Below are 17041 nucleotides of genomic sequence, written 5' to 3' on the forward strand. Positions count from 1 at the left end.
TCTTTTTCCAGTCAAGCCTCTAGATTCAAAATGTAATTAATTGTGTCTATCATGATTGATTACCAAAGTTGCTCCTTTCAAAGTTTGTGGGTTGAGCCTTATGTCTGACCTTCCATTCACTTTAGATCAGTTACGTATTCTCAAAGCGATCGCTGTAGAAGGGAGTTTTAAGCGCGCTGCTGATAGTCTCTATGTCTCCCAACCTGCTGTGAGTTTGCAAGTGCAGAACTTAGAACGGCAGTTGGATGTCCCTTTATTTGACCGTGGTGGACGACGCGCCCAATTAACCGAAGCAGGACATCTACTATTGAGCTACGGTGAAAAAATTCTCAGTTTATGTCAGGAAACTTGCCGCGCTATTGAGGATTTACAAAATCTCCAAGGCGGTACTTTAATTGTCGGTGCTTCTCAAACTACTGGTACTTATCTGCTACCCAAAATGATTGGGATGTTCCGCCAAAAATATCCCGATGTCGCAGTCCAATTACACGTCCATTCGACCCGTCGCACTGCTTGGAGTGTAGCTAATGGTCAGGTAGATTTGGCAATTATTGGCGGTGAAATCCCCGCAGAACTAGCCGAATCTTTAGAAATGATTCCCTACGCTGAAGATGAATTGGCACTGATTTTACCTGTCTTTCATCCCTTTGCAAAGTTAGCAACCATTCAAAAAGAAGACTTATATAAACTGCAATTCATTACTTTAGACTCCCAATCAACTATTCGCAAAGTCATCGATCAGGTACTAACACGCTGTGAACTTGATAGCAGAAGATTTAAGATAGAAATGGAACTTAATTCCATCGAAGCGATTAAAAATGCGGTACAGTCTGGTTTAGGTGCTGCTTTTGTCTCTACTAGTGCGATCGCTAAAGAATTGCAGATGGGTGTACTTCACCGTACCCCCATTGATGGTGTCGTTGTTAAACGCACACTATGGCTGATATGTAATCCTAATCGCTATAGATCCAAAGCGGCAGAGGCTTTCAGCCAAGAAATATTACCCCAATTTGCTACCCCTGAATGGCATCAGGATATTTTAAACCTGTCACAAAAAAAACAAATGATCACTCCATTAGAAGCTGTGTTACCAATTTCTAATAATGAAGGTTAATCCTTCTTTATTGCTTTGAGGATACATAGCATTGACTACGAGGAACAGAGAAGAATCCCCCATCATTTGATAAAACTAGCATTAGCAATGTTTTCATGACCGTGGGGAGTACGTCAATAGAAAAATACAATGGAAGTCTACTGCACTCGTCCAGCGTGTCAACGTCCACAAAATCATTGTCCCGATTTAGACGATACGACAATCAAGACCACACCGCAAAAATACTGTACTAGTTGCGGTATGCCCTTGATGTTAGATGGTCGATACGTACCCGTAAAATTACTGGGTAAGGGAGGGTTTGGTGCAGCCTTCCTCGCACTGGATCGTCGATTTCCAGGGATGCGTCAGTGTGTAGTTAAACTGTTCCAACCTCCAAGTCATTTCACACCAGAGCAACTAGAAGTAGCAGAAAAATTATTTGAAAGAGAAGCTAATGTCCTAGCTTACATAGGCGAAGAACACGATCAAATACCCCGGTTGTTCGCCTTTTTTCCTATGTTTGTTCCCAGTTTGCAACCAGGACAACAAGACCAGTTTTTTTACTTGGTACAAGAATATATTGATGGACAAAATTTAGAGGAAGAACTAGTTCAAAATGGTAAATTTTCTGAACAGCAAGCTTTAGAACTACTGCAAGAAGGGCTCAAAATCCTCAAATTTATCCATGATAAACAAATTATTCACCGAGACATTAAACCTTCCAATATTATGCGTCGTCGGGATGGTAGGCTTTTTGTCTTAGATTTTGGCGCAGTTAAACAAGTTACAACTGTCTCAGGTGTTGGTGCTGGTTCTTCTACAAGTATTTATACCCCTGGGTTTGCCGCACCTGAGCAAATAACTGGGAATCAGGTATTTAAATCTACAGACCTCTATGCTTTAGCTGCAACTGTTATTAATTTGATAACAGAAAAAGAACCTACGCAACTCATTGATCCTCATAGCAATAGGTGGATATGGCAAAAGGAAGTTAGTATTAATAGTCACTTTGTTTATATTTTAAACAAAATGCTCTTGCCTGCTGCTGAAGACCGTTTTCAAACAGCTGATCAGGTACTCGCAGCGATTGATCAGTATTTGACATATCCAACATCCCGACTACAGCGAAAAGCAAATACTACTTTCTCTACCTGGGAATTATTGACAGGTGCAGCATTTAGTGGATTTGAAGGCGCATTAATGGCGATCGCTCTTTTTACTCTCACTCAATCACCCATCATTACTTTGAGTCTGGCAAGTGTAATTTTGGGGTTACTCATATTTGCTCAAACTAAGCGGTGGATTAAAAAATTATATTTGTTAATTATTACTGTAATTAGTTTTGTAATCGTACTGTTTATTCCAGGAATTATCCCACTAGAACTTGTAGTTACATCAGTTGCAGGGGGTTTATTCGCGATCGCGGCTACATCCTTATTTCGACTAATTTATAAATTATTGTCTCAGTTCCTTTAACAAAGTTGCTGTGGTTATTAGGTAGTAAGAAGAATATTACAGGACTCAAAACTCAGCACTCATGACTCAGCACCGGCTAAACGCCGCGCTACCGCTAACATGACTCAGCACTCACCACTGAGTGCGGTAAACTAAGTGAAATTATCAAAATTAATGTAACCAATTAAAACTCGTTCATGTCACAGAAGAATGAAACTACGGTTTTAGCGGTATCTCTGCTAACCACACTTGCGATCATGGGTGGAGGTGGTTGGTTTTATACTCAGTATATACGCCGTGAGATTGACCCTCCCACTCCTACACCTCCCAAAATTCTAACAATCGAAGATAGGATCAGTTTTGGCGAAAAAACTTTAATTACAGGTGAAATTACTCCTGAAAAGCAAGCAGGGATAAACGCGATCGCTAGTCGCAATTATAGTCAAGCTATCAATAATTTAGAATCATCTCTCAGACGCAAGCCTAACGATCCAGAGGCATTAATTTATTTAAACAACGCTCGTATTGGTTCTGCTCCAAGCTACACCATTGTTGTTTCTGCACCCATAATTACTAACCCCAAGCCGGATGAGCCAAATCCTGGGTTGGAAATTTTAAGAGGTGTTGCTCAAGCTCAAAATGAAATTAATGCGGCTGAGAAAATTGAAGGTGTATTTCTCAAAATAGGGATAGCAAACGATGATAACAACCCAGACGTAGCGCAAGAAGTTGCTAATAACTTAGTCAAGAATTCCCAAGTTTTAGGTGTTGTGGGACATTTTGGTAGTGATACTACTATTGCCGCAGGCAGTATCTATAATAATGGAAAACTTGTAGCCATTTCTCCCACAAGTACTTCTGTCGAAATTTCTAAATCTGGCCCCTATGTTTTCCGCACAGTTCCCAGTGATTTGATAGCTGGGAGAGCTTTAGCTGATTACATGGTAAATAGCTTGAAAAAAACAAAAGCAGTAGTTTTCTTTAATTCTCAAAGTAGTTATAGCAAGTCGTTAAAAGATAATTTTTTCAACCCTCTGATTTCACAGGGTGGAGAAGTAATTGAAGAATTTGATATTTCTGAGAATAATTTTAATGCGGCTCAAAGCGTACAACGGGCTAATGAGCAAGGAGCAGAAGTGTTAATGTTAGCCGCTAACACTCCCACTTTAAGCCAAGCTTTACAAGTAATTAAAATCAACGATAGAAGACGGATTCTTCTAGGAGGAGATAGCTTTTATTCTAAAAGAATTTTAGAAGAGGGCAATGCTCAATCTGAAGGCATGGTAGTGGCTGCTCCCTGGCATATTGACGGCGATCCCCTATCTAGTTTCCCTCGCCGATCGCGGGAATTATGGCGGGGGGATGTTAGCTGGCGTACAGCTCTGTCTTATGATGCTACAGTAGCTTTAATCGCTGCCCTAAAACGCAATCCTACACGTTCTGGTGTGCAAGAAGCTCTGTCAAACCGGAATTTTTCTGCAAATGGAGCTTCTGGTGTAATTCGCTTTTTCCCTTCAGGCGATCGCAATACCTCAGTCCAACTGGTAAAAATAGTTCCCGCTTCTCCTTCTCGTTCTGGTACTGGGTTTGATTTTGAACCAGTGAAATAATTAGCTGATAGTTGTTGACGTTAATTGCTTCTTACCAAGGATAGGGTTATTCAATTTCCCATCCACCTTGGTCGATGGGGTGAATTTAGCTGTCTAAATTACTCCCCACTCATTCCTCAAATATCTCAATTTTGAGGCTCATTTACCAAGATTGCCCGATGACACAATCTGTTTGTGGTGGTCAAACAGATTGGTTTGACTCAGCAGTAAGTGAATGTTGCTGGCGGCGACTTACTGCTAACTGATCGGGGGTAGGAACTATTTCACTAAAGTTTATCGTTACAGTTCACCGACATTTGCTAAACAGCGCGGCAGTTCCTAACCGTAGATGCCCTAACGACGATAAATCAGGCTTTCTTAGCCGGCTCTATTAATCGACTCTGCTGGCAGGCAAATCAGATTATCCCCTTGGGTAAGAATTAAGCCACGTTGACGCAGTTTACCCATCAAGCGGGTAACAGTTACGCGGGTTGAACCAATCGCGCTACCAATTTGGGCATGAGTAAGGGGAAAAGGTAGGCAATAGCCACGAATTACATCGGGATCGGTATCGCTCATCGCAGGCTCTCCATATTCCTCAATTAACAAAGTGAGAAATCCGAGGAGTCTGTCAATTGTACGGCGTTGTCCCAAAGCACTCAGCCATAGAAGTTTACGCTGGTGCTGGTATCTGAAAGCATCCATAACTTCACGACGGAAGTGAGGCCAGTTGTCTAGATCGTGCCAGTACATCCACAACACTGCTGTTTGATCAACGTGAGCGTAAGATTGCAGGGTGAATGGTGACTGAGCCACAATTTCAAATGGCTGTCCTGCGCCAACAAAACCTAAGAAAGCTTCTTCTGGAGTTCTGTTGATGCGTCGAGAAGTTAATTGACTCGCGGTAGCACTCACTTGGGCAGTTCCTACCATGCGGATTGCACCCCTTTGAACCAAATACAGCAATCCAGGACGGGCTGGAATGCGCTCATCTTTGCTAAAGGTGCGGCAGCGATAGTGTTCTTGGGCCCAGTCAAGAATACGTTGCCAAGTCAGAAAAGGGCGTGATGCCTCAGAAAAAGAAGATGGAGATTGCATAGGTAACAAAGAGCGTTCGGCTGAAGACAAAGACGACATAGAAAAGGTGCAAGGAGTGTCTTTGTGTTTTTTGAAGTAGGCCTAACGCCCAACAGCGTCAGCCATCCAAAAAGTAGAGAGCAATTTGCGCCCTACTATTTTGTTATACTTCTTACTGTACAATGATGGTAGTAAAGTTTACATATTATTCATCTAATATTTATGAAATTTTATGCTAATCTCATTTTTCTTTATTTAGAAGAATTTTATATCTAAAGACTGATGACGGTTACCCAGGTAATTTCCGAAACAAATTCCTTGCTGAATATGTCAGTGTCCTAGATTCTACTAGTGAGTAAAAATACAGCTATTAAAAAGTTAATATACAGCTACTTGCTTGCTGCAATTAAGTCTTATATTGATCAAGGCAATAGAGAATACATAATACATGGAAAAATACCTCTACATCAAGGTAGAGATAATAATCGAGTTTTTTATATTTCGGGTGTGGCGTTGCAGCTAGGAAAATCTCATAATGCAGTACCTTGGGAGATAGCCAATGCGATCGCTTCTCACATCTCAAATAACTGTGGTAAAGCATTGCTGCTGCAAATAGTTGCCCCTGGTTCGATTCACATAGAATTAACACATGGTTTGCTAGCAGCTTGGTTGCAAAGTGTCGCCCTTGGGGAATCAAAGAGTAGTTTAAATTTCATCGGTATCAAGTCACAACTTCCAGATAAAGGTGAAAGAATAAAAAGTTACAATCCATCACGCTTGTTTAGCATTCAGTATGCCCATGCACGTTGCTATTCGTTGATATTACTAGCTCATCGTGAAGGCTTGATAAAATTGAAAGCACCACTATCAGCAAGTAGCGAAAGCTGGCATTTAGGAAGTTTAGTAGTAACAGAAGCATTACCTTGGCTCAATAGCGATGATCGCCAATTACGCCTGCATCACCCAGCCGAGAGTCGTTTAATTATGGAATTAGTGAAAGCCGTAGATGAATTAGAGTGTGCTGAGGATGCTGGCAAAGTTAACTGGGAAAAAGTAGGATGGGATTTAAGTCAAGCTTTTGAGGCTTTTTGGAGTCAATGCCGCATTTGGGGCGAGGTTAAAACTAACTCACCAGAACTCGCTCAAGCCAGATTGGGATTAGTCATGGCTACTCAATCTGTTTTAAGGATTTTACTGATAGTCAAATTACGGATTGTCGCACCAGTTGATTTGTAAAGGAATTTTGAATTGATATGCCCATCTTTGGGAATCAAAACTTTTCCAACTAGGTATTGACGGATTCATTGACCTCAGTTATAGTGACAGGTGTGTGAGGAGCGAACCAGCAAGAACACCGAGACGAAACACGGCCAGTCGTCGGTGTTCTTTCTGATTTTAGGGGTTTTTAGATTAATCTAAACTTTACCGACCATCCTCACCCAAGTAAAAATTTTTCAATCGCGGTTGCTGCTCCGTCAAGCTCTACACTAGGAGCGACCCAATCAGCGATCGCCTGCACACCATCTGGGGCATTCCCCATCGCTACACCAATTCCGGCATATTCCAGCATTTCTAAATCATTGAAGTTATCGCCAATAGTCATCACGTTGTGACTTTGTAAGCCTAATATTTCTTCTGCTAGGTAACGGACAGCATTACCCTTATTGACAACAGCGTTAGTTGCTTCAAAGAACGTGGCAACAGAGGTTGTCATGTATAGTTCAGCCGGGGTGTATTGGCGGCGTAAATTCCCTAATAAATCTTGGATGACAGATGTATCATCACACAAGGCTAAAATCTTTGTGGGTTCATTGGAGAGAGTTTGGCGTAAATCTCCTACAGCTATAGGAGTAATGCCAGAACGTGCGGCATAGGTTTGAGTTTCTGGGGTGACTTCCCGCACATAAAGCTGATCATTAATGTAGAAGTGGACAGAGAGGAGCGATCGCAATGTTGGCTGTTCAAAATAGTTTAGTAGTTGCTGGGCAATATCTCTAGCAACTGGTGAATGTTGATGAATTTTTTGGCTAGCTGGATCTTGAATCCACGCTCCCTGATAAGCCATGAGTGGCAGAGTAGAATTTAAGTCTTGGTGAAAGCGTAACGCCGAGCGATACATTCTCCCGGTGGCGATCGCTACTGGAATACCTTTGGCTTGGACTGCTGCGATCGCTTGTTTGACAGCTTGACTAACTGTGTTCGATTCTCCCGAAATTGTGCCGTCTATATCTACAACTAGTAATTTAATCTCTTGGGCTGGTGCGGTTTGCATAAATTCCCTAGGTTTGAACTCTCAGTTAGAGGGTATCAAACTCTAGGAGCATCTTAAAAGTTTGATTTTTCTATTCATAGGACTTACGCACAAATTACGGAATAACGAACCACAGAGACGCAGAGAACACAGAGAAATAAGGGTAGGGTGATGGGTTTAGCATCGCGGATTTTTACCCGTTCACCTAGTAGCGTGCGGAGTTGACACTCTCCGGTCTAAAGACACGGAGATTCTTGGTTCTACGAGTCCACTTAGATTAGACCCCTTGCGGTATCTAACCCAGAGGTGGTTCTCTCCCCAAGCGTTAACTTTCGGTATGCCCTACCGTAGTTGGATTGCTCCAAGAATTTGTTTTGAGTTGAACCCTTCGGCTGCGCTCAGGGTTAAAGCCGAGCGTAGTCGAGGCTTTAATTCTGTGTCGTCTAGTTCCCATGAAGATTTTACCTATTCCTGGGCAAGAAACTAGAACTATGGAATAGAACCCATATCTTCAATTGTCAAGGTACAGATTGCTGTTAAGCAGTGTAGGGTTTTTAATGTGGTTGATTACCCCTCCACGTTCTCAATTTTACCATATTGCATCACGCCAGGGTAAACCCTGCCAGAGTGGTTTTCATCCCCGGTCTAAAGCACGAAAATTGCAACTACGTTGCTCTCTCTCCGGGGTTTTCAACCTACACCTTATAACTCTATAGGTTGGTCGTCAAAAATCCCGGCTTCTATTGCTCGGTGATAGCGTTCAATTGTCCATTTATAGGTAGTTACTGTCATGACCTTAGATCACCAATCTATTGGCAAACCAAACTGTTCTAAAATTTCCCCGTCTTGCAAAAGTGGTTGAATCTCACTATCAATTACGATGCGACCACCAGATAGTACCAACGCTCTATCAGTCACTTTTCCTAACCAATGTAATTCATGGGAAGCAATTAACATGACTTGCACTGGTAAATTTAATAATACTTGTGCCAAGTGTCGCCGCCATGCGGGATCTAGTCCAGTGGTTGGCTCATCTAAAATCAAAATTGTTGGTTCTAGTGCCAAAATAGCGGCGAGGGCGGCTAGTCGTCTTTGTCCCCCTGATAGTTCGTGGGCGGAACGGTTGGCGTAGGCTGCTAGACCAAAATCTGCTAATAATTGGCGGGCGCGATCGCGGGCTATGGCTGCTGGTACACCGTAGTTGCGTGGCCCAAAGGTAATATCTTCTAAGATAGTGGGCATAAATAATTGGTCGTTGGCATCTTGAAAGCCAAAGCCAATGTATCGCCGGACTTGGGGTAATGTTTTTGGTTCTAGGGGAATACCATTAATTAAAATTTTTCCAGATTTAGGCTCTTTCAAACCAATCAGATTTTCTAACAAGGTACTTTTCCCAGAACCAGTTGCACCCATTAACGCCACGCGATCACCTCTGGTGGGGCGTAGCCCATCGCCTGCATTCAAGGTAAAAGAAATATCTTGTAAGACTGGTTCTTGGTGAGGATAGGCATACACCAAGTTTTTCACCTCAACTATGCCAGTGTGGGGATTATGGGTGGAAGTGTGGGGGTTAAAAGTTAAAGATTTCAAGATTCACAATTTAGTATAGGAACTGAGGGTAAAACAAAGAGCGATCGCCCAAGCCATCAGCAGAATAAAACGCTCTTTAATTCTAAATGTGAAATCTATGGGTAGTTGTCCGTTGTAACCGCGAATCACCATTGCACCATAGACTCGTTCGGCTCGATCCAAACTGCGAAGATACAGACTTCCAATCATAGCTACACTGGCGTAACGCAACCAACCAGATGTGCCATTTAGACCTCTGAGTTGTGCGCTGCGCTGCATCCGTTTGACTTCTGCAAGTAATATTTCTAGATATTGCCCAGCCAGGAGTAAATTTTCTTTCATAGCCATCGGTACAGGTAAACTCTTAAGGGCAATACCGAAACTATGAGGGGGTAATGTTAATAAAAAACTATTCATGACGATGAGACAGACAAGAGAACGAACTAAGAGAAAACTGGCTCGTTCCCAACCCAAGGGTAATACAACTAGGGATAAGAAAATTAACTCTGTGCCAAGTAATCCTCCCATGTGGCGAATTGGTGGACGTAAAAATGCTAGCCAAAAAATAGCGATCGCACCATATACAGCCAGCCAATACCAAGCATGATGCTTTAATAAAGCTGTCCCGACAACAATCACTAGAGATAGATGCAAGCGTAACGGTAACGCCATAGTCAATTCAAAATTCCAAATTAAGACGTATCAGATTAACTCTTTACCTGTCACCTGTCCCCTGTCCCCTGTCCCCTGTCACCTGTCCCCTAAATTAAGCATTCTTCGGTCTCACTACTTTAGCAATCCCAAAAGCCACAGCAAAAGAAACCGCCGCACCCAAAAGTCCAGCAATACTTGTACCAATCACATCCAAACCTTCAATTCCATAGTCTGCTAATGGTGTGGGTACAGCTACCCGTACTTGTTCGGCTAAGTTAATAAAGCCCATGTCTTCTGCTACCTTTTCTAAGCCATCAGGCCAGGCTGAGGCTACCAGTGAGAGTAAACCAGCTGCTAAGACAATGCTAACTACAGGTACTAACCAGCCACGCATTTCTTCCTGTTCCCCTGGTAGTAAATCTGGGCGTGCTTTGGCTAAATATGTCAACACTCCGCCTGTAATTAACCCTTCACCCACACCAATTAAGACATGAACACCAGCCATCGCTGGTAAAACGGCTATAGATGCAGTTCCAGAAAGTAGTAGTTCGATAGCACAAGCTATAGATGCTACGACGACGCTGACACCAGCAGCAATTCCCGCCGCTAAAGGTAAGCGTCCTTTAGAACCACCAAATAGCCTTTGTAAAGTTTGGGTTAATATCCATCCTACCCAAACGTTAATTACTGCCGCGTTTAAAATATTAGCTCCCAAGGCGGTGATCCCACCATCGGCAAACAATACAGCTTGGATGATGAATACTGTGGCGATACAGAGCATCCCCGCCCAAGGGCTACCCAAAATAATCGCTGCTAACGTTCCTCCCAGTAAGTGACCACTTGTACCACCCGCAACCGGAAAATTGATCATTTGCGCCGCAAAAATAAAGGCCGTGGTTAACCCCAGTATAGGGGCGCGACGGATACCAAATGCCTGCTGCGATCGCTCACAAGCAATAAACAGTGCTACGAAACTCGCTAAACCAGTAGCACCTGCGACTGGTACAGAAACAAATCCATCAGGTATGTGCATAATATGCCCTGTATTGTATGTATTATTTTGCACAATTTAAATCATGCAATTTTAAGCATCAAATTAATAAAAAACAATATTTTTCACTTATTTTCAATGCCCTATTGGGGGATTTTATCCTGTGACTTAGGGAATATGAGCAATAAAATACACGTCAAATAATGTAGTTGTTTGGCAAGTTATTAATTTTTATTGATTTCGTTGGCATAATGATTGTTTATTAGTTAGAGATTTTTACTACTGATTACTCATTACTCATGACTCATTACTCGTTACTCATTTACCACAGAGACACTGAGACACAGAGAAAAATGTGTTAATAACTTTTTATTATTTTTTGGCGAAACTGCTCTAAGACTAACTCCTCTGGAATGATGCCGTCAGCAAATAATATGTCATATATGAGTGGTAAACCTAACTGTAGCTGTTCGAGAATATCGCGTTGGGCAAATAAATCTTGTGGTTTTCCTTCTAAAACTAATTTGCCTTCATCCATGACAAAAATCCAATCTGCCCAGCTATAAACAAAGTCTAAATCATGGGTTGCCATGAGTATAGTTGTACCGGCTGTATGAATTTTTTTGAGGATAGCTATTAAATTACGGGTTTGTGGTCTGTCTAGATATGCGGTTGGTTCATCTAGTAATAGTAATTCTGGTTTTAATACCATGACATCGGCTAAGGAAACGCGTTTTTTTTGCCCTAAACTTAAATGATGTACTGGTCTTTCAGCTAATTCAGTTAGTTCAAATTCGATTAAAGCTTGTTCTACCCTTTGTTGAATTTCAATTTTTGGTAATCCTAAATTACATAAACCATAAGAAATATCTTCTTCAACGGTAGAGGCTACTAATTGTTGTTCTGGATTCTGAAATATTAGCCCAATTTTTTGACGCAAGCTCATCAGAGAACGACGGTCATATTGTAAAGGCTGACCTTGCCAAGATATCACACCTTTTTGGGGTTTATATAAACCGTTAGCCAATAAAAATAGTGTAGTTTTACCGCAACCATTTTTACCAATTAAGGCACATTTTTTGCCCGATGGAATCCGCAGCGTGATGCCATTCAATGCTGATTGTTGTGTACCAGGATAACTATAGTGTACCTGCTGGAATTCCAGTAATGATTGCTGCATAATCTGATGATTTTTATCAAAGCTCGCTGTCAGGTTGCCAATTTTTTATAAAAAAGCGATTTTCCATTCTAATTCTAATAAGATTAAACATCCCAGAATGGCTTCCATTGCGTACCGCTTAGATATATAATATTTTGAGGAATGCCACACTTGAAATTCTCCGTTAAACCCTCGTGATTCTAGGCTGAGGGAAACTTGGCGATATTTTTCTAGAGTACGTTGAAATAATTGTCCAATTAATAGCGATAAACTTTTCATGCTCAGGCTAAATGTGCGGTAGCCACTACGAGATTGTTGGGCTATCCATAACTCTGAGGCTGTATTTAACAGGACAAAAATAAACCGATACATTAATAATAATAAATCTGTGATGAGTACAGGTAGACCTACCCGCCTTAAAGTTTGTAATAAGTCAGTAAAGGGGATAGTTAGCATCACAAAATATATGCAAGAAATAGAAGCGATCGCTCGCGTTAAAATACTTAATCCTTGCTCAACCCCATGACGGCTAATATACAAATGATAAGCACCAAAATTAAAGCCACTAATAGCATCATTGTGAATTAAATTTAATTGGTTAATATCAACACCATTAATTACTAAAGCTGGTAAACTTGTTAACCAAAAAAGCATCGGGATATAAACTAATCTCAGGTAAATTTTGGTGGGAATACCTGCATAAAATATAGTCCAGATGCTCATCCAAACTGCAATTAAAATTTGTACTGGAGGATGAGCAAAATTTGAGATAATCAGTAAGGCGATCGCCAACAGTAATTTCTGTACTGGTGCTAATCGCCGTAATTTATTCGTGTAAGCCAGTGTATCTATTTGCAGACTCATTCCTTATTCCTTGGCTGCTGGGAACGTCCCTTATATAAACCAACTGCATAACCGATAATCCCCGCACCCAAAGCAGCTTGTGAGCTAAATAATAAACTTTCTATTTCCTTACTAGCTGGTTCAAATAAAGGTTTAAACCAAGGTTGATATCCAGGTTTGATTTCCCCAATCGCCTCTTGCGCTTGACCATCTGCACCTGTAAATTCTGCTCCACGTAAAAATATTAAAGGGGTAACTGATAAAACAATCACTCCCAGCAATAACAGCCAGTTACTGATTCCTTGTTTAGATTGATTCATGGGGTTGGGGTTGACACTTAATTAATTTCAATAGTTCTAATTCTTGAGGACTGTAGGATTGTAACCAGTTCCACACCAATACCGTTAGCAATCCTTCACTAATAGCTAAGGGGACTTGGGTAATAGCAAAAATTCCCGCAAATTTAGCGAAAGAAGCCAAAAATCCGCCTACTGGTGCAGGGAAAGCTAGCGCAAGTTGTACAGAGGTAACAATGTAAGTGAGTAAATTTGCTAAAGCGGCTGCTAAAAAGATGGAAATTTTTTGCTTACCAGTTAACTTGAGTGTCAAATGATAAATCCAGTAAGCCGCAAAAGGGCCAGCGATCGCCATTGAAAAAGCATTTGCTCCCAATGTTGTTAAACCGCCATGAGCCAACAGCAATGCTTGAAACAATAAAACCAGCGTTCCTAGCACCGACATAGCCAACGGTCTAAATAACACAGCACCCAACCCTGTACCTGTAGGGTGAGAGCAACTACCAGTCACAGATGGTAATTTTAACGCTGATAAGACAAAAGTAAAAGCTCCTGCCAAAGCTAAGAGTAATTTTAATTCTGGGTTAGCTTGAGTGATACGAGTTAGCGATCGCACTCCTAAAACCATAAACGGTAAAGCCACCAACCACCAAAAAATTGCCCATTCTGCTGGTAAGTAACCTTCCATAATGTGCATCCCATAGGCTGGTCTAGATGCACTCACCACTAGATAAAAACTCAAAGCACTCATTAAGATGAGCGAGGCGCGTTTCGATGTGAGAACCATTCTCAGCACACTTTATACCTCAAAAATTTTAGTTTAAGGAAATAGTTTAAACCAGCATATACCTTAGCCAACCATTCACAAGTAAAAATTAAAAATTCCAGACAATTCCTCATTCCTTGAAGACAATTCAAGCAAAATAAGTGCATTAAAGCTTACTAAGAGTATTTGATGCTTCCATATCTGAATATTCTTGTTTAGCTGACTGGAACTATCAAAATAGTCACTTGATCAAATAGCTACTCAAATGAGGCTTGTTTATTAGTAATAATAAGCACTAAAATATAAGTATATTTATTTATATTGAATAATTAATAAGAAATTTTGCTTATAAAGATTCATAAGCATATTAATCCGTTAATAAGTGTCTGTATATTTTCGCGCTTGTATCCGCCTAATCTAAGTTTAAAATTTTACTCTCAATGATTAATCCAGCACCAAAGCACAAAGATAGTATTGTGAAGTACTATAAGCCACAAACGAAGGAGTTTAAAATGAGAAATAGTGAGGCAATTTTTAAAAGTTAACAGTAAGCTGTTAATACTTGTAACTCCTTACTCATAACACTACCTTCGTAATTGTGATTAACGACTAATGCAAGAGCTTGATCAAAAAAAGACCATCGAACTATTAAACGCCATCATGGAATTTGAACTCGCAGGAGTAGTGCGCTACACACACTATTCCCTGATGGTGACAGGCCCTAATCGTATTCCCATTGTCGCTTTCTTCAAGGCTCAGGCTGCCGAATCTTTACTTCATGCTCAACAAGCGGGAGAAATTCTCACCGGATTAGATGGACATCCCACCTTGAGAATCACTCCAATGGAAGAATCTTTCAAGCATTCTGTCAAGAATATCTTGGAAGAAAGCTTAAACCACGAAAAAAAGGCATTGGAAATGTATAAAACTCTGCTTGAGACTGTGGCTAATGCTAGTATTTATCTGGAAGAATTTGCCCGTACTATGATTGGGCAAGAAGAGCTGCATAACCTCGAACTAAGAAAAATGCTCCGTGATTTCAGCTAATAGTCAAGAGTCACTAGTCAATAGTGAAGGGTCATTTTTTTGACTTTGAAGTGTGGACTGTTGACTTTGGACTAAATAACTCAGAAAATATCAATCTTAGAGATGCGATTAATCGCGTCTCTAAAAATAAATCTTCAACATTAATAAGCTTAATACTATTTCAGTTACTAACTCTTTGTGGTCTAATTCAAAGCTGTATTAATAATTTCATGTAAATCTTTTTCCGCCCAAGGTTTACGGATGCAAGCATAAAGATTAGCTTGTTGTTTGGCACGCTCAATAGCTGCTTCGTCAGCTTGCCCAGTTAACATCACAGTTATCACTTCTGGGAAGCGTTCGTGGACTTGAGTTAAAAACTCATCCCCTCTGACGTTTGGCATCAGCCAATCAGAGACAATAATCAGAATTTTGATTTCTTCCTGTTCTAACTCATCAATGACAATCCAGGCTTCCTCAGCACTTTGAGCAACCTCGTAGACATATTGATTACCAAATAATCTTTTGAGTTGTTCCTTGAGAGCTTTTAAAATTGAAGCTTCATCATCTACACAAATAATAGCAGCATCAGACATGGTTAAATTTCCTTCCGTTATCAAACAGACTCTAGGGGCAACCAGACACTAAATTGAGTATGCCCTGGTTGACTCTCTACTTTTATACGTCCTTCATGTTTATCAATAATCTTTTTACAAATGTGTAACCCCAAACCACTGCCTTCCCCAGCAGGTTTGGTGGTAAAAAAGGCATCAAAGATTTTTTGCTGTACTTCTAGAGAAATGCCAGAGCCAGTGTCTGTGATGCTTACTTCAATACCTTGTTCCTGCTTACGGGTAGCAATAGTCAATGTCCCCTCTGATTCCATCGCTTGGAGTGCATTGTAAATAATGTTTGTCCAGACTTGAATCAGTTCGTCGGGATATACCCAAACATCGGGAATATCCTGATAATCTCGGATTAAATTGATATTGCGTTTGAGTAGATTGTTATAAATTGCGATCGTAGTCTCTAGCCCTTCAGTCACTTGCATGAACTGCTTGTTGCCACTTTGATCGAAATGAGAATAGCTTTTCAGCGCAAAAACAATTTTAGAAGATCGATCAACAGCGTTGAGAATCATCTGATTGTTAACAAAGCAGCAAGTTAGGTTATAAGCAAATTGCACAGCCCATTCACCATGCTCGCCCTTTAAGATAGGCAGCAAAAACTCCAAATCTTCACCAAAGCCCATATCCATCAAGAGATCAGCAATATATCTGGCATCTTTAATACCTTGCTCCTGAAGATAAGTAGTAATTTTTCGTTTCACAGAACGGCTTGCTTGAGAAGAAACCGATGGTTCGTTCTTGAGTGCTTGCGCGATGAGTTGAAAAAAGCTTTCTTGCTCCTCAGAATTTAAACGCTGATTTAAGGAGGGGAATTCAGTCAGGGCTTCTTGTAGTGCTTGATCGGTGTTGCTAGCTGATGCTTTGATAATACCGAGGGGATTATTGATTTCATGAGCCACTCCAGCAATGAGTTGTCCCAAGGCTGCCATTTTTTCTTGTTGAATCAATTGATTCTGTGCTTGCTTGAGTTCTTTAAAGGCCGTTTCTAATTCTTGATTTTTGTTCAACAAGCTTTTGCTGAAATTACGGTACAAAGTGCCGATGATAACAGCAGATAATATTAAAGCGAAAGTAGTACCAATATCTGCAAGTTTTCTGGTCTGCTCTTTTTGCTCTACATAAACTTTTTCTAGATTTGCTACTTCCGCATAGAAATCATCATAGATTTCATCAATGCCATCTGCATCAATTTCTATCGCTTCCTTAGTTTTGCCTTGAGCAACTAGCTCCAGTACATGGTCAATTTCGGCTTTATAGCGTGCATATAAAGCAAAAATATTTTTCAAATTATGATTATTATCATGCTGATCAATTCGTCGCAGTTCGTTAATAATTGCTTCGGTGCTTTGTTGATTTTCAGCAAGTTCTTCTTTTAAGTGATCATCAATCTTACCCTTGGAAAAGCCTTCCCATTCCAAAGAGTATAGTCTGCTGACTTGCTCTTTGGTCTGACTTAAGAGCAGCCTGCTGTTATTGCTGTTTTCTGCCATCTCATTGAATTGATAAATAGTAGCATCAGTTGCGATCGCTACTATAATTGCAAACAACAATATGTACCATGTGGAAAATCTAGATTTAAGGTTGACTGGAATCTGAGTAAAATGACCCTTTAAACGATGATGAAGGTAATTGAGCATACATACTAC

General features: G+C 40.7%; 16 protein-coding genes and 1 pseudogene. 5 read left to right on the forward strand and 12 right to left on the reverse strand.

Translation table 11 applies throughout. The features are described 5' to 3' along the window. The first annotated feature begins 100 nt into the window (after positions 1-100). The 3 genes from L6494_RS05705 to L6494_RS05715 all read left to right on the forward strand — a co-directional run bounded on the left by L6494_RS05705 (position 101) and on the right by L6494_RS05715 (position 4158). Positions 101-1114, forward strand: coding sequence for a LysR family transcriptional regulator (locus tag L6494_RS05705; protein WP_237992184.1), 1014 nt, complete (start codon positions 101-103; stop codon positions 1112-1114). A 129-nt stretch (positions 1115-1243) separates the two neighbouring features. Then, positions 1244-2569 carry a serine/threonine-protein kinase gene (locus L6494_RS05710; protein WP_237992193.1) on the forward strand — a complete coding sequence of 442 codons (1326 nt, stop codon included), beginning with the start codon at positions 1244-1246 and terminating at the stop codon, positions 2567-2569. 176 nt (positions 2570-2745) lie between these two features. Then, complete coding sequence (locus tag L6494_RS05715; RefSeq protein WP_237992196.1) at positions 2746-4158, forward strand: ABC transporter substrate-binding protein; 1413 nt, start codon at positions 2746-2748, stop codon at positions 4156-4158. Positions 4159-4515: 357 nt separating this feature from the next. Here the strand turns inward: L6494_RS05715 and L6494_RS05720 are convergent, their stop codons facing one another. Next, positions 4516-5274 (reverse strand): Crp/Fnr family transcriptional regulator, encoded by a 759-nt coding sequence (locus tag L6494_RS05720; protein ID WP_237992198.1) that lies wholly within the window; start codon positions 5272-5274, stop codon positions 4516-4518. A 291-nt stretch (positions 5275-5565) separates the two neighbouring features. On the opposite strand from L6494_RS05720, the gene L6494_RS05725 reads away from it, so the two are divergent. Continuing rightward, positions 5566-6450 carry a DALR anticodon-binding domain-containing protein gene (locus L6494_RS05725; protein WP_237992200.1) on the forward strand — a complete coding sequence of 295 codons (885 nt, stop codon included), beginning with the start codon at positions 5566-5568 and terminating at the stop codon, positions 6448-6450. Between the two features lie 199 nt (positions 6451-6649). On the opposite strand, the gene L6494_RS05730 is transcribed toward L6494_RS05725, so the two are convergent. The 9 genes and pseudogenes from L6494_RS05730 to L6494_RS05770 all read right to left on the reverse strand — a co-directional run bounded on the left by L6494_RS05730 (position 6650) and on the right by L6494_RS05770 (position 13728). Continuing rightward, positions 6650-7486: a Cof-type HAD-IIB family hydrolase gene (locus tag L6494_RS05730; RefSeq protein ID WP_237992202.1), complete on the reverse strand. Its 837-nt coding sequence runs from the start codon at positions 7484-7486 to the stop codon at positions 6650-6652. A 684-nt stretch (positions 7487-8170) separates the two neighbouring features. Further along, positions 8171-8257, reverse strand: a pseudogene (locus L6494_RS05735) (Uma2 family endonuclease); the annotation flags it as partial. A 9-nt stretch (positions 8258-8266) separates the two neighbouring features. Beyond that, a complete protein-coding gene (locus tag L6494_RS05740) occupies positions 8267-9055 on the reverse strand; it encodes an energy-coupling factor ABC transporter ATP-binding protein (RefSeq protein ID WP_237992204.1) in 789 nt (262 codons plus the stop codon). A 3-nt stretch (positions 9056-9058) separates the two neighbouring features. Continuing rightward, positions 9059-9706: an energy-coupling factor transporter transmembrane component T family protein gene (locus L6494_RS05745; protein WP_237992206.1), complete on the reverse strand. Its 648-nt coding sequence runs from the start codon at positions 9704-9706 to the stop codon at positions 9059-9061. A 94-nt stretch (positions 9707-9800) separates the two neighbouring features. Next, entirely contained in the window at positions 9801-10721 is a 921-nt protein-coding gene (locus tag L6494_RS05750; RefSeq protein ID WP_237992208.1) for an energy-coupling factor ABC transporter permease, read from the reverse strand. 316 nt (positions 10722-11037) lie between these two features. Further along, positions 11038-11859 carry an energy-coupling factor ABC transporter ATP-binding protein gene (locus L6494_RS05755; RefSeq protein ID WP_237992210.1) on the reverse strand — a complete coding sequence of 274 codons (822 nt, stop codon included), beginning with the start codon at positions 11857-11859 and terminating at the stop codon, positions 11038-11040. A 45-nt stretch (positions 11860-11904) separates the two neighbouring features. Beyond that, positions 11905-12702: a cobalt ECF transporter T component CbiQ gene (gene cbiQ, locus L6494_RS05760; protein WP_237992219.1), complete on the reverse strand. Its 798-nt coding sequence runs from the start codon at positions 12700-12702 to the stop codon at positions 11905-11907. Next, entirely contained in the window at positions 12699-13001 is a 303-nt protein-coding gene (locus L6494_RS05765; RefSeq protein WP_237992221.1) for an energy-coupling factor ABC transporter substrate-binding protein, read from the reverse strand. The genes cbiQ and L6494_RS05765 overlap by 4 nt, the downstream gene beginning before the upstream one ends. Beyond that, positions 12988-13728 (reverse strand): energy-coupling factor ABC transporter permease, encoded by a 741-nt coding sequence (locus tag L6494_RS05770; protein ID WP_237995845.1) that lies wholly within the window; start codon positions 13726-13728, stop codon positions 12988-12990. Before L6494_RS05770 ends, L6494_RS05765 begins: the two co-directional genes overlap by 14 nt. A 627-nt stretch (positions 13729-14355) precedes the next feature. Between L6494_RS05770 and L6494_RS05775 the strand changes: the two genes are divergently transcribed. Next, positions 14356-14790 carry a ferritin-like domain-containing protein gene (locus tag L6494_RS05775; protein WP_237992224.1) on the forward strand — a complete coding sequence of 145 codons (435 nt, stop codon included), beginning with the start codon at positions 14356-14358 and terminating at the stop codon, positions 14788-14790. 182 nt (positions 14791-14972) lie between these two features. Here L6494_RS05775 and L6494_RS05780 read toward each other — a convergent pair whose 3' ends face one another. Both L6494_RS05780 and L6494_RS05785 read right to left on the reverse strand, forming a co-directional pair. Next, positions 14973-15362 (reverse strand): response regulator, encoded by a 390-nt coding sequence (locus L6494_RS05780; protein ID WP_237992236.1) that lies wholly within the window; start codon positions 15360-15362, stop codon positions 14973-14975. A 20-nt stretch (positions 15363-15382) separates the two neighbouring features. Next, positions 15383-17032, reverse strand: a complete 1650-nt coding sequence (locus L6494_RS05785; protein WP_237992246.1) for a sensor histidine kinase — start codon at positions 17030-17032, stop codon at positions 15383-15385. Positions 17033-17041 lie beyond the last annotated feature (9 nt).

It is taken from the genome of Nostoc sp. UHCC 0870 (assembly GCF_022063185.1).
Lineage (GTDB): Bacteria > Cyanobacteriota > Cyanobacteriia > Cyanobacteriales > Nostocaceae > Trichormus.